At 62.7% G+C, this 13,645-nt stretch carries 10 protein-coding genes and 4 tRNA genes; 2 read left to right on the top strand and 12 right to left on the bottom strand.

Annotated elements, in window-relative coordinates; all coding sequences use genetic code 11:
• Nucleotides 1-63: 63 nt before the first annotated feature.
• From DNJ95_RS01990 to DNJ95_RS02030, 9 genes are all read right to left on the bottom strand, one after another.
• Nucleotides 64-492 (bottom strand): acyl-CoA thioesterase, encoded by a 429-nt coding sequence (locus DNJ95_RS01990; RefSeq protein WP_131183050.1) that lies wholly within the window; start codon nt 490-492, stop codon nt 64-66.
• A gap of 132 nt (nt 493-624) precedes the next feature.
• Nucleotides 625-700 (bottom strand) — tRNA-Glu (locus DNJ95_RS01995).
• Between the two features lie 46 nt (nt 701-746).
• A tRNA-Ala gene (locus DNJ95_RS02000) sits at nt 747-822 on the bottom strand.
• Nucleotides 823-870: 48 nt separating this feature from the next.
• Nucleotides 871-946, bottom strand: a tRNA-Glu gene (locus tag DNJ95_RS02005).
• Nucleotides 947-1,005: 59 nt separating this feature from the next.
• A tRNA-Ala gene (locus DNJ95_RS02010) sits at nt 1,006-1,081 on the bottom strand.
• A gap of 373 nt (nt 1,082-1,454) precedes the next feature.
• The gene (locus DNJ95_RS02015) at nt 1,455-2,600 is read right to left on the bottom strand and encodes a hypothetical protein (RefSeq protein WP_131183051.1); all 1,146 of its coding nucleotides are present in this window, start codon (nt 2,598-2,600) and stop codon (nt 1,455-1,457) included.
• Nucleotides 2,601-2,812: 212 nt separating this feature from the next.
• Nucleotides 2,813-4,213 carry a flagellar filament capping protein FliD gene (gene fliD, locus DNJ95_RS02020; RefSeq protein ID WP_242671859.1) on the bottom strand — a complete coding sequence of 467 codons (1,401 nt, stop codon included), beginning with the start codon at nt 4,211-4,213 and terminating at the stop codon, nt 2,813-2,815.
• A 124-nt stretch (nt 4,214-4,337) separates the two neighbouring features.
• Nucleotides 4,338-4,709, bottom strand: coding sequence for a flagellar protein FlaG (locus DNJ95_RS19775; protein WP_131183053.1), 372 nt, complete (start codon nt 4,707-4,709; stop codon nt 4,338-4,340).
• A 75-nt stretch (nt 4,710-4,784) separates the two neighbouring features.
• Nucleotides 4,785-6,233 (bottom strand): flagellin N-terminal helical domain-containing protein, encoded by a 1,449-nt coding sequence (locus DNJ95_RS02030; protein WP_131183054.1) that lies wholly within the window; start codon nt 6,231-6,233, stop codon nt 4,785-4,787.
• A gap of 498 nt (nt 6,234-6,731) precedes the next feature.
• On the opposite strand from DNJ95_RS02030, the gene mntA reads away from it, so the two are divergent.
• Nucleotides 6,732-7,115, top strand: a complete 384-nt coding sequence (mntA, locus tag DNJ95_RS02035) for a type VII toxin-antitoxin system MntA family adenylyltransferase antitoxin (protein ID WP_131183055.1) — start codon at nt 6,732-6,734, stop codon at nt 7,113-7,115.
• The gene (gene hepT / locus DNJ95_RS02040) at nt 7,103-7,522 is read left to right on the top strand and encodes a type VII toxin-antitoxin system HepT family RNase toxin (RefSeq protein WP_131183056.1); all 420 of its coding nucleotides are present in this window, start codon (nt 7,103-7,105) and stop codon (nt 7,520-7,522) included. The genes mntA and hepT overlap by 13 nt, the downstream gene beginning before the upstream one ends.
• A 35-nt stretch (nt 7,523-7,557) precedes the next feature.
• Here hepT and DNJ95_RS02045 read toward each other — a convergent pair whose 3' ends face one another.
• The 3 genes from DNJ95_RS02045 to DNJ95_RS02055 all read right to left on the bottom strand — a co-directional run bounded on the left by DNJ95_RS02045 (nt 7,558) and on the right by DNJ95_RS02055 (nt 13,634).
• Nucleotides 7,558-10,989 carry a glycosyltransferase gene (locus tag DNJ95_RS02045; RefSeq protein ID WP_242671852.1) on the bottom strand — a complete coding sequence of 1,144 codons (3,432 nt, stop codon included), beginning with the start codon at nt 10,987-10,989 and terminating at the stop codon, nt 7,558-7,560.
• Nucleotides 10,990-11,144: 155 nt separating this feature from the next.
• Complete coding sequence (locus DNJ95_RS02050) at nt 11,145-12,182, bottom strand: NAD-dependent epimerase/dehydratase family protein (RefSeq protein WP_131183058.1); 1,038 nt, start codon at nt 12,180-12,182, stop codon at nt 11,145-11,147.
• Nucleotides 12,183-12,335: 153 nt separating this feature from the next.
• Nucleotides 12,336-13,634 carry an FkbM family methyltransferase gene (locus DNJ95_RS02055; protein WP_131183059.1) on the bottom strand — a complete coding sequence of 433 codons (1,299 nt, stop codon included), beginning with the start codon at nt 13,632-13,634 and terminating at the stop codon, nt 12,336-12,338.
• Nucleotides 13,635-13,645 lie beyond the last annotated feature (11 nt).

Below are 13,645 nucleotides of genomic sequence, written 5' to 3' on the forward strand. Positions count from 1 at the left end.
GCGACCTTGCAGAACCGATGCACAGCAGGTCGTGGCCGGGCTCCCCGCGCCATGCCTTTCAGCTCAGGACAAGGCCCGGCCATAACCCTCGATGAACTCCAGCGGCATGCGCTTCGGCTTGCCGCTGGACAGCTCGATACAGACGAACGTGGTCTCGGCGCGCAACAACGTCGTGCCATCCATCGGCCTGAGCAACTGGAAACGGCGCTTCATCTTCAGACGCCGATCCGAATCGACGATCCAGGTCGCCAGTTGCAGGCGCTCCCCCAAATAGGCCGCAGCCAGGTAGTCGATCTCGTGCCGCAGGACCGCCATCGCACGGTCCAGCCGTCGGTAGTCGCCCAGGTCAAGCCCCAGGCTGCGGGAATGCTCCCAGGCAGAGCGCTCCAGCCAACTGACATAGACAGCATTATTGGCATGCCCGAGCTCATCGATATGCATCGCCTCCACAGTGAGATCGATGACGAATGCTCCAGGCCGATCCCAAGACATGGCAACCTCCCAAACACTTGCACGCCACACCAGCCGACGAGGCCGGCGGCACGAAAACGATCATACCGATGAAAACAAAAAGGGCCATCCCATACGAGATGACCCTCTGCTGCCCAAAACGGGCAATAAAAATGGCGTCCCCTAGGGGACTCGAACCCCTGTTACCGCCGTGAAAGGGCGGTGTCCTAGGCCACTAGACGAAGGGGACGAAACCTTCGATGAATGAACCGGTAACGACCGGCCCATCGTGGGATTGGTGGAGCTAGACGGGATCGAACCGTCGACCTCTTGCATGCCATGCAAGCGCTCTCCCAGCTGAGCTATAGCCCCGGATTAACGTCTCGCGACGTACAGAGCGTATCGAACACTCCGCAAACATGGCGTCCCCTAGGGGACTCGAACCCCTGTTACCGCCGTGAAAGGGCGGTGTCCTAGGCCACTAGACGAAGGGGACGCTAACCCTTCTGCGACCCGCCCGCTGGATTTGGCGAATCGCTAAAACTCGTTGAGAGTTGGTGGAGCTAGACGGGATCGAACCGTCGACCTCTTGCATGCCATGCAAGCGCTCTCCCAGCTGAGCTATAGCCCCTCTCAAGGACGGGGCGCATGTTAGGGGCAGGCCATTTGGCTGTCAACATTATTTTTCGCTCGCAGCCAAGATTTCTGAAATTAGAACAACCACTTAGAACCTGTTCACGATCTCGCGAGCTAGAGCCATGCAAGGCAAAAACAGGCGAAAAAGCGCAGTTTACGAGTGGTAAATGAGCATTTTGAGCCTGTTTTTAACGCAGCAGGGCCGACGCGCAGCAGATCGTGAACAGGTTCTTAGGCCCAGGCCTTGCAATGTCTCCATCCCGAAGCGTTCTCGTAGCCTGGGTTGAGCACAGCGATACCCAGGGCATTCACTGATGGGTATCGCCGCGTTCGCCCCCTCCAGCGCTTCTCTCGGCGTCATAACCTCTTCATACCGACAGGTCGATCTGCCGGATCAGGCCCGCCTGCCCGCTCTCGGTCAGGTAGAGCCCCGTCTCCCGCAACTGGGCCAGGGTGTTATTGCCCGCGTCGGTGAAGCGAAAATCCATCGACTGGGAAGTCAGGTAGATAGCACCCACGCCAAAATCGGCCAGGGCGAACAATTGCCCCTCGCCTTGCGCATCCGGTACCCATACACGCAAGTGCTGGTAGGCCGAGTCGGCTTCGTCCAGCCAGCCGTTGCCATCCTCGTCGAGCTGCGCCAGTTCCCCGAAACCCTGCCCCGTCGAAGGCCCGAACAATTCCGAACCATCGTTGATCAGGCCATCGGCATTGCGATCGAGGGCCAGGAACCCCCGTCCTTCCCCCAGGGTCGGCAACCAGTCGCTCCTGCCGCTGCTGGTTAGGTCGAAAGCGAAGCGTGTCGACCCCAGTGTCGAGGAACTCCCGCCAAACTCGATCACCAACGGGTCGTACAGGTTGCCCTGACTGAAACTCAGGCGTTCATTGCTGGAGAATTCCCGCGCCAGCCCAACCTCGACGGAAAACTGCAGTCGCTTGCCATCGGCCGTCAGAACCTCTCCAGTGGCCGTGAAGACACTACGCTCGGCCTCGTAATAACTCTGCTCGAGCTGGTAATCCGTGCGCACCCCCGTACTGATGTCGAGGCCAGCCCCTGACGGCAGGGCCTGCCCCTCCAGCGCATTGATCGACTGCCACAGCTCACGCGACAACGGCCGCTCCTGCATACCGATACCATACATGCGCTGGAGCAACTGCCTGATCATCTGCGCCTGCAACTCGTCCCGCGTAGTCGGTAAATCGCTGTGCACCGTAGAAGTCGTCAGCGAGGCGCTGCTGATGACGCCACTCGTCGTACCCTGCAGCCGATCCGCTATCGCCACGCCCCTAGAAGCGCCAGCCATGGCCTGCATTTCCGCCATGGCATTGCTGGGCGAGGCGGTCGACCGATAGGTATCGACCGCCTCCTGGGTGAATTCGCGCTCCCGCTGGAGCGACACCTGCCGGGTGCCCTGGGTCGTCTGCTCGATATGGGTAAGACTTTCCTTCAGCGAAAGCTGTTTCTGCAGTTGATGGCTGGCGCCCATCGAAATCTGCGCGGAAGCGATCAGCATGCGAAAGTCCTCATAGATGAATGCCTTCCCAACAGATCGGCCCCAAATACGGAAACTTGACCCCATGAAACACAAAAACCCGGTCTCCAACGGAGCCGGGTTTTCATCACGGGAAAGGACTATCAGCGTGCCGCCGCCCCCTCTTGTCGAGCAATGACATCCTGTCGCTCGCGCCCTCTCGACACCCGCACAGGCCAGTCGCCTGCGCGCGGTCAATCGTCGGAGTTGTTCAACGCATTCAGGGTCGCCAGGATGCTCTCGCTGGTCGCCGACAACTGAGCGATCAGGGTATCCATATTGTTGTACTTGGTATATAGCATCGTGGTCAGTGATTCGATACGCCGGTCCAGAGCCTCCTGCTGCTCCGTCAATTGCGCCTTGGTGGTCTGCAGAGCCTCGGTACGCGTTGCCAGCAGGCCGCCGGTCGCCGTATAGGGCTCGGTCACCGACTTCAAGCGCCCGAGCAGGCCATTGTCGCCACTGAAGAACGACTTCACATCCGCGGCATGGGTTTCCAGCGCACTCGACAGCTTGTCATCGTCGATCGACAGCGTACCGTCGGTCTTGTTGGTGGTAACTCCCAGTTGCGCGAGGACACTGAGCCCACCGCTGCTGGTGGAAGGCTCGACCAGCGCATTGCGTACCGAGTTCAGCAGCGAACGCACCGAAGCATCGCCTACCAGCGCACCAGCTTCGGTCGAGGAGCCGTCACTGGTGGCAGTGACCTTGGTCAGCGCATTGGTGACGGTCAACAGTGTGTTGTAGGCCGTCACGAAGGTATTGATGGACTCTTTCAGGCCATCGGTGTTGGTCGCCACCGTCAGGGTACTGGAACCCTCGCTGGCCAACTTGATCGACAGGCCGCTCAGGGCCGTCACAGTATTGCTGGAGCTGCTCAACTCCAACCCGTCGAGTTTGTAGGATGCATTGCCGGCAGCGGTGATATAACCGGCGGCGGAGCCGGACTGCTGGGTCAGGCTGTGGTTGCCCTCATCGTCGACATTGATGTTCAGCGCCGCCAGATCGCCGGTGCCGCTGACATAGAGGTCAGTGCCTTCCCCGGTGGTTTCCGAGGATAGCACCAGGCGTGCGCCACTGGAGTCAGTGACGATATTCGCACTGATGCCAGCAGTCGAGGACAACTGGTCGTTGATTGCGTCACGGATCTGCGTCAGCGAGGCACCCGCGCTGACCTCGACATCATAGGAAGCATTGTCGCCGACATCGACGGTCAGGGTACCGCCGGAGGCGAAGGTAGTGGACGAACCACCCTCCTGGCTGGCGCTGGCCACCTTGGATGCCGTGGCGAGCTGGGTCACTTCCAGGCTGTAGGAGCCAGCGACCGCCCCCGAACCGGCTGTCACGCTGGCGACGCTGGAACTGGAAGAGCTTGCGCTCAGGCCATCGAAACTGCTGGAGACGGTCTGCAGGCTGGTCAGCGAAGCCTCGAAGGCCTCGATCGCACTCTTCAAGGTGCCGACCGCCGATATGCTGGTATCGGTCTTGGTCGTCAGGCGATCAATCTGCGCCTGCTTGGCCGCCTTCTCCGCCTCGACCGTCACTTCCACCAGGGCATCGATATCCAGACCGGAACCCAGACCGGTAATGGACACCTTGCTGGAACTCGTGGATGTCGAAGTACTGGAAGTGTTGGCCGCCGTCGTGTCCGAAATGGTCGTCGCCATCGTTGCAATCCTCTATGCCATTTTCCTGACGAATATGCTCGCCAAGCAAAAATCAGGCCTGCTCTCTGAACAGCAGGCTCCGCGCATCGTCCAAACGAGCGGCCAACTCCAGAGCCTCTTCAGATGGAATCTGGCGGATAACATCGCCCGAATCGCTGGCAATCACCTGAACGACCACTCGACCACTCGAGTCATCCACATGAAAGTCCAGATCGCGGCGGACGGATTGTACGAAGCTCTGCATGCTGGCAACCGCTTCATCGAGCTCGTCGCGGCTGATGGCGCTGTCCGTTGCGGACTCGGCCTTCCTGGCCGACTGCAGGGTTGGTGTGCCTGGTGTGCCGGGACTCGCACCCTCTGGCAAACCACCAGTGGTGGAGTTTGATCCCAGATAGGCTGTTTTTTGCGCTACACCTATGTCCATGATGTTTCACCTCCCGAATGGGAAAAGGGGAAAGTGCCTTCAGGCACCCTCCCCTTGTGCATCACCAGCCTCGTATTACTGTAGCAGGCTCAGTACCGAGGAGGGCAACTGGTTGGCCTGCGCCAGGATCGCGGTGGAAGCCTGTTGCAGAGTCTGCTGCTTGGTCAGCTCGGCGGTTTCCGCGGCGAAGTCGGTATCCTGGATTCGGCTGCGAGCCGCGGTGCTGTTCTCAGCGATGCTGGCCAGGTTGGCCACGGTGCTGTCGAAGCGGTTCTGCACCGCACCGAGGTCGGCACGCTGGGTGTCGATGTTGGAGATCGCCTTGTCGATCACCGCGATGGCACTCTGCGAGCCTTCGGCCGTGGTGATGCTGGTGTCGGCGATGCTGGTCAGGTTCGACGTGGCAGTGGTGGTGCCGGTTGCCGCGAACAGGCCATCGACGCCAGCACCTGCCAGGGAGTAGGACTTGGCCGAGTTCAGTTCCACGGAACCCGTTGCGATCAGCCCATCCGCGACAGCGATCGCAGCACCAGCCACACCGGCGGCATCCTGCACACTCACCTCGACGCCGCCGTAGTTGGCATCGACGCCTGCCGTACTGACAGCACCGAAGGTGATGTTCTCGCCAGTCTCGGAGGTGATACTCAGCTCATCGCTGGACTCGTTGTAGCTGACGCTGATCCCCAGAGCCGAGGCGTTCGAGCTGAGCTGCTCGGCCAGGCTGGCGTTGCTGGTCACACCGATCAGGTCGATGGCGTCCGAGCTGCCGACCTGGATGCTGAAGTTCGCACCGCCGGAAGTGATGGTGGAGCTGTCCACGCTCAACTCGGCGACAGTACGCGCGGTGGCGCTCAGGCCGGTCACGGAACCATCCAGCGCCTTGGCGATATCCTTGGCGGAAGCGCCGGCCTCGATGGTCTTAGTCACGGTCTCGCCGCTACCGGTGACGGTGATCGGGCCGCCGGTCACGCCGGAGGTGCTGGGCGCGATGGTTTCCGACTTGACCTGCTGGGAGCCGACGTTGGTGGCCGAGATATTGCCCAGGGTCACGTTGATGGTTTCGTTGGCGTTGGAACCGACCTGGAAGCTGGTGGTACCGAAGGAGCCGTCCAGCAGGTTGCGGCCACCGAAGGTGGTGGTTTCGGCGATACGGGTCAGCTCGGAGGTCAACGCGGCATATTCGGACTGCAGGGAAGCGCGGTCTTCGGCACTGTTGGAACCGTTGGCCGATTGCAGGGCCAGCTCACGCATACGCTGCAGGATGTTGGTGGATTCCTGCATGGCGCCTTCAGCGGTCTGGGCGATGGAGATACCGTCGTTGGCGTTCTTGGTCGCCACGGTCAGGCCATTGATCTGGCTGGTCAGACGGTTGGAGATCTGCAGGCCGGCGGCATCGTCCTTGGCACTGTTGATCTTCAGGCCGCTGGACAGGCGCTGCATGGTGGTGGACAGAGAGTCGGAAGCCTTGTTCAGGTTCTTCTGAGTATTCAGTGCCGCGATGTTGGTGTTGACGGTCAAGGCCATGATGTGGTCCTCCAAGGACTAAGTGTCTGCCTGAGCTTGCGAGCTTGGGTGGGCATCGCCCAGGCACCCGTAAAGTTCGCATTCATGATTGGTATCGGCGGTAGCACTGGAAGCTTTAGGGGAAAAGACGAGTTTTTTCTTCCCCGCCCTTGACAGCTCCGCGCCGACTATTCGTTATCGCCCGATGAAGACAGAACTGTAGAAGGCGCAGGGCGGATGATGCTTTTTCATCCGTCTGACAAAGGTTGTCCGGCCTACCTGGCGCCAACCGCAGACGATCGCGCCATGCAGTCATTCCCCGGCAAGGGGCTTCGATAAAAGCGCCGGAGGCTGGAAAGCTGGACGGGAAACACCGTTGCCAAGCTCTTTCGTCCAGCCTTGCGCTGTTTTCGGCTGTTTTCCGTGCATAGGCGATCAACCTCGGCGCATCCCGTACGTCGTTCCAGACACGCCCCCTTCTATGCCATGATCGCCCGAGCCATTGGAACGAGGCATGACATGACAATCGAAGCGGTAGAGACCACCCTGGCACGACACCCGGATATCCGCCTGGCCTATGTCTTCGGCTCGGTCGCCACTGGGCATGCCAGGCGCGACAGCGACGTGGACGTGGCGATCCTGCGGGACACGCCGCTGGATGCGCCACAGAAAGCCGAACTGATCGGCGACATCGCCATGAGCACCGGGCGCCCGGTCGACCTGATCGACCTTGCCACCGTTGGCGAACCCCTGCTGGGCCAGATTCTGCGTTACGGCACACGTATCATCGGCGACAGCAGCCTGCATGCCCGGATGCTCTCGCGCCACATCCTCGACAACGAAGACTTCATGCCCTACGTCAAGCGTATGCTCAAGGAGAGGAGGCAGGCGTGGATAGGCTGATCATCGAACGCAAGCTGGACTCGCTGCAGCGTTGCCTGACAAGGGTCCGGGAGAAAACGCCAGCCGACCTCGCCACACTGGAGAACGACCTGGACCTGCAGGATGTGCTGGTGTTGAACCTGAGCAGGGCCGTGCAGATCTGCGTCGACATTGCCGCGCATATCCTCAGCGAACGCAGGCAACCGCCCCCTGACAGCATGGGGCAGGCGTTCGACCTCCTCGCCCGGGAGCGGTTGCTGGATACCCGGTTGAGCGAACGTCTGAAACGCTCCGTCGGCTTTCGCAATCTCGCCGTGCACAACTACGAAACGATCAACTGGGCGATCGTGCACAGCATCGCGACCCGCCACCTCGCCGATTTCGAAGACTTCGCCAGGCAGGTGCTCCCGCTTATCCTCGAACCCTAAACGAGAAGCGCCGGGGCCGATGCCCCGGCAGGCTATCAATCCGGTAGCCAGACCCGGCGCCAGTGCCGCAGGTTGTCCCCCTCGAGCATCCAGTCGCGGCGCACCGCGGCACGCAGTTCGTCGCCTTGCCTGGCCGAGGCATCCAGGTCGGACAGGTGCATGCGAATGGCATCGAGCCAGTCCTTGAAGCGGTTCCTGACCCGCGTCACCGGCAAGCCATCGCCCTGGTAACAGCGCACGTCGCTGCAGATCACTGGAATGCCACAGGCGCCATACTCCAGCAGGCGCAGGTTGCTCTTGCATTCGTTGAACAGGTTCTGCTCGACCGGCGCCAGCGCCAGGTCCAGGTTCAGCGCCGCCAGGGCCGCCGGATACAGCGCGATATCGACACCGGGGTGGTACTCGCTGACGTACGGCCTGATGGCGTCCGGGCACATGCCGAAGAAGACCCACTCGACCTCCTCCGCCAGGGCCTTGACCACATCGGCGATCAGCGCCAGGTCGCCCGCATGGCCGAGCCCGCCGGCCCAGCCGAGCCGAGGCCTGGACGATACCCGGCGGCGGCTTTGCAGGGCGCCCCACAACTGCGGGTCGAGGCGGTTCGGCGCCACCCGGATATCGGCATGGAAACCGTCGAACGCCTCGGCCAGCGCCTCGGTGGAAACGACGAAGCGGTCCACATGGGACAGCACACGCCGCAACGAGCGCACGATGTCCCTGGGCATCTGCGCGCGGTGCACGCTTTTCAGCGGCAGGTTGGGCATGTAGTCGTCCAGTTCGAACACCTTGAAGGCGCCGGAGAATGCCTGCATGCGGCGGACCGCCTCGATCTGCGCATCGGTGACCTGGCGCTGCAGCACGATGCTGTCCGGGGCCAGGCGCTCCAGTTCGGTCGGCGACAGCAGGCTGCCGGCCAGTACGCCCTCTACCAGCCCGGCCCGGCTCAGCGCCTCGAGCGGCTGGATGATCCGGTAGTGGCCGCAGCCATGCTTGTCGGCTATGTGCGCGAGGACCGTCGGTACCGGCTTCCAGCCCTGCAGGGGCCGCCAGGACAACGCGCTGTCGGCCAGCTCGAAGCCGCCCGGCTCGCTCAGGGACAGGTTGGCGTTGTACGCCGGGTCGCGGGCCAGCAGCGGCAACCAGCGTGCGTACAGGGCGTCCACCTGGTCCCCGGACGGTTGCGCTTCCGGCGTTTCGCTTATCAGCAACTGCGCGCGGGGCGTCCAGACATTCAGGAACCCGGCCTGTTGCAGACGAATGCACAAATCGGCGTCCAGCCAAGGTGCCAGCAAGGGGTTTTCATCGAACCCACCGACCTCGAGGAAAAGGTCGCGGCGCAGCAGCAGGCACTGGATTGAGAGGGCCGAATAGTTCTGGTCAACCTGCAAGCGTTGCAGATAGCCCGGCGAATCCATCGGCAGGCCCTGGAAAGGGCGTCCAACCTGGCCACCCAGGCCAAGCAGCAAACCGGCGTGGCTGATCCTCCGGTCGCCATCCAGCAGCTTGGCCCCGACCGCGCCGACCTCCTGTCGCGAGCCGTGATTGAGCAATTGCCGTAGCCAGTCGCCGTCGAACACGGCAACGCCGGCATCCAGCCATAGCAGGAAATCCCCCTGGGCGAGTTCGGCCGCCTGGTTACGGGCCTGCACCGGCGAAATGTCCGCGGTGAATCGCGCCACCCGGATACGCGCGTTGCCCAGCGCCTCGATACCTGCCAGCCATTCGAGCAGGGCCGGGTCGTCATTCCCCAGGTCAAGCAACCATATTTCGTAATGCGGGTAGGCGGTCTTCTCCAGCATGCTGTCCAGGCAGCGCTGGGCCTTGCCCAGGCAATCCTTGAGCAGGATGACGATACTGACGGCAGGCGCTCCGCTCAGCCCATAGTCGAGGTCGTAGCAGCCCGGCAGCCGCGAGCCGATCGCGGCCCCCTGGAACCCTCGCTCGGCGAGATGGCGCAGGATCGCCGCGCGCTCGTCGGCGGAATCCTTCAGTTGCAGAGAATTGCACGTCAGCAGCGGCTCGCTGATGTGCCCCAGCCCCTGGAAGCCCTGGGCCTCTATCAGGCGCAGGATGTAATCCAGCTCGAACGCGGCCCCCGCCGATGCCTGGAAGCCCCCCATCTGCAACCAGGTCTGGCGATTGAACAGCCAGTGCCGCGACATCCCCGCCGGCAGGCTCAGCAGCAGATCCAGGTTCAAGTCCGGACGGAAGGCCACGCCAAGCGCCCCGTCCCCCTGCCGTATCACTTCATCGCCATAGACCGCCCGGCAGTCCGGAGCACCGATCAAATCCAGCGTCGCGACCATCAAACCGCTCATGGTCAACTCATCGCCGGCGTCAACCAGCATGAACCAGTCAAAATCACCTGCCCCGATCAGAGGGTTCAACTGCACAGTGATGTCTGCACCGCTCCGTGGCAGCGAATGTACCCCGGCCTCCACAGGGGCGACGGACACCGACGGATTGGCGGTCAGCACCAGGATATTCAGGCTGGCGTACAGGCAGTGCCCGGTATCGAGGCTCGCCAGCGTGGCCTTCAACTTCTGCGCCTGCCCCTCGGGATCGAGCACGACCACCCCGATCCGCGGCCCCCCCGCGTGCGCCTGCAGATACTCGCCGATCATGCGGTGCTGTACGGGCGTCGGCACGCGCTCTGCAAGCCATGTGCCCAGCCGGGACGCTTCGCGGCGGCGCGGTCTCGAGGCCGCCGCTTGCTGGGTGACCTCGATGAAGTGGTCGAGCTCGTGCCAGAACGCCTTGCGCTGGCCCTCCAGCAGCTCCCTCACGCCCGGCAGGAAACGCCGGGCACGGGCGATTTCCTCGGGCGCCAGGCCGAATGCCAGGAACGAGGTCGGGTTGGGCCCGATGGGGCTCCACTGGGCGCTGACCAGCACCGGCGCGCAACCGCACAGCGCCGCCTCGTAGCCGAGCCCGGAAGCCTCGCCCATGTAAAGGTATTCGCACTGCTGGAAGATATCGGCCAGCCCCTGCCATGAGTCCGGGTAGTCCGGGGTGATCTCGATCGCATCGGCCGGCAGCAACTGCGGGTCGATCCGGGCCTTGCGCCCGAGGTAGTAGCAGATACGCCCCGGCACACGGCGCGCCGGGTCGGCTGGCGGGCAGAAGATGTTCGGATCGATCGGCGGCAGGAACAGGCGGTTCTCGACCGGCATATCGGCAAGCCTGAAATCACCCTTGTAAGCGAAAAACAGGTCGTCCTCGCCGTACTCCCCCTTGCCTTCGATGAAGCCGGGCTTGTTCAGCAGGTAACGCACCACTACATCGCATTGCAGCGGATTGCCATCGACCACTTCCGGGTAGACGGCAATGGGCGTGAGACCCGCGGCACGGTGCTGGGCGACTACCTCCTCGGTGAGCTTGGGCGTCATCAGCCCCGGCCCGAAGACATCAGCCACCACATAGGCTTCATGGCCCGAGCGGATCAGCGCATCGCAAAGCATGTGCATGACGCGAATCCCAGCCGAACTACGCCGGTAATTGAGAGCGTATACGTAATAAGGCATCGGGCGAGGGGCAAACAGTGAACGCATGAAAACCTCGGTAGCGAAATGGAACCCAGAGCGAGGCTGCCGCGCCCGACGGCCTCGCGTTCAGTTGTGAATCAGGCGCAGTGCCGGCACCAGAGTGCAGTGCGCCGCAAGGCCTGGTCCAGCGGCGTCCACACATCCAGGCCCAGCGCGCGTGCACGCTGGATATCCGGGACATAGGCCGAGCGTAGACCACTGCCGGTAGCGGACGGGATCTCGACCGGCTTGCCCGGCGCCAGCTCGGCACCGACCCGCCGCGCCAGCTCGGCAATCGTCAGGGCCTGATCGGAACCGACGTTATAGACCCCACCGGCCTCGCCCCGGGCCAGCAGGGTCATCAGCCATCCAGCAAGATCCGCACCATACAGGTAGCTCCGTAGCGCTTCGCCGCTGGAGTTGAGCACGATGCGTTCGCGGTGGAGTGCGTCATATATGAAGTTGCCTATGGCGAAGTGGCCATTCAGCGGCAGCCCCGGACCGACGAAGGCGAACCCTCGGGTGTAGACAACGTCAAAAGCATGGCGCTCGGCATACAGCGCACCGAGCATTTCCTGTACACGCTTGCCCTCTCCATACGCTTGCAGCGCATCGTGGCTGGCACAGGCGCGGGTGTCGGTTTCACTCCAGCCGCCCTCTTCCAGCGCATTGCCATACTGCGCGCCGGAGCCGGTGAGCAGTACACGTCGCACACCGCTGCGCGCGGCCAGTTCGAGTAGCTGCCGGGTGCCCTGGTAGAGGGTATCGAACAGTGCCAGGCGATCGGCCTGGCCAGCGGCCGAACTGTCAGTGGCGGCATGCAGCAGGAAATCCGCCTGCATGTCCAGCGCGGGTAATGCACGCACGTCCGCCTTTAACCAGGCCAGCCAGGTACTGCTGCGATAATGCGGCTGCAACGCCAGGAACCTCTCGGGATCACGGGAAATCACCGTGACCCGCAGCATCCAGCCCTGTTCATTGAGCCAGTCACAGAGGGCCAGCAGCCATTTGCCGAAGAACCCGCTGCCGCCACTGAGCAGCAGGTGACGGCCACGCAGCACCTCAAGACCGCGAAGATGCTCCGCGACGCGCCGGATATCTTCGCGGATCGGTTCACAGGCCAGGTTCAGCCCCATGCACAACCTCCAGTAAAACCGAAAGACCGCGCCAGCAACGCTGCCGCATTATCCGGGCAGCGCGCCGGCACGCCCATTACAGGGATGCAGCGCAAGGCCGCAACGACCAGCCCGAACATCGGCGGCAGTAGCCAGAGACCATCAGCCGGCCGCTCAATGGAAATACAGTGTGATGTCTTCAAGAATGTCGGCATACAGGCGGATGCCGACCCGGTAGTCAGGACGGATGGACAGCACTTCGTCGATCAGCTTCCAGTAGTCGTCGGCCCGGTGATAGGCGCAGACGGCAATGACAGGTTTGTCCCGCGCGATGATCGCCCGCGCACCCCGCAAAGCACGTGCCTCCATACCCTCGATATCCAGCTTGAACAAGCCGACCCTGCCGGATACGACGGCATCCAGCGGCACCCCCTGGATGTAGGAAGTGATGTCCGCTGGAATGGCGCTCTGCATTTCGTTGGCGATGTCGTAGCTCAGGCCGGGCCGGTAGGTCGCACGGCTGGACACCTCATCCAGGCCCATGTTGAACAGCCACACTTGCGCACGAGGGGCAAAGTGCTTGAGCGCTTCGTAGTAGGCGGGCAATTCGGGCTCGAACAACCAGGCCTGCTCGACCGGGCCGAACCGGGTTTCCAGCCGGCACAAGGTGTCGCCCGCCGCGGCGCCCGCATCGACGAAACGAGCGGCGTGCGCCGGGCCCACGAATTGCGCATCGAAATACTCTTCGTCGCAGGGCGACTTGACTGAGTCGGCCAGGGCGATGGACAGGCGCGTGCGCATGCCGATCAGCGTGTCGAACACCTGGCGCGAGCGTTCGTCATCCAGCCGCAGGAACGCGGAGATGAAGCGGAACGGCTCGCTGGCCGGGGCTTCGACGAAGTCGGGGAAGTCCCCCGCTGCGTGCGGCGCATCCAGCGCGTAGAGAAATTCGCTCATGTTGACCAGGCGGATACCCGGTATTCGGTTCAGTTGCGCATGGATGGCATTGCCATGGCGGCCACTCGCGATCAGTACCACAGCGTTTTCCAGCGCCAGCTCGGAAGGATGGCGGACAAGAACCCCTTCGAGGGTACTGCCCTGCCGGGTGCGATCATTGTCCAGGAAGCCCTTGATCGCCACGCCCGACGCATGCGCCAGCCGTACCAGCTTCAGGCCAACCTTGTAGGCGCCGAACACATGGAGGCCTTCGCTCAACCACTGGCGCACCTGGGATTTGCGCTGCCTGGCAGCGTCCAGGCAATCCGCGTCGAGCAGCCTGCGCACATGCGGATAGTCATCGAGGCGGCGCAACACGTCCAGCCTTTCAGGGCCATCTATCAGTACAGCGTCCAGTGCCTCTCCCAGGGCGGCTCGCGACCAGCGAACCGGCAGCGAGCGGCCTGAAGAGAGTTGAAGGGAGAAGGTCCTGCCTTGCTCGATGTGGGTAACGCCGTTCTTTGCGATGGTATTCATCGGATTACCGC

This window comes from Stutzerimonas kirkiae (genome assembly GCF_004327335.1).
In the GTDB taxonomy this organism is placed as follows: Bacteria; Pseudomonadota; Gammaproteobacteria; order Pseudomonadales; family Pseudomonadaceae; genus Stutzerimonas; species Stutzerimonas kirkiae.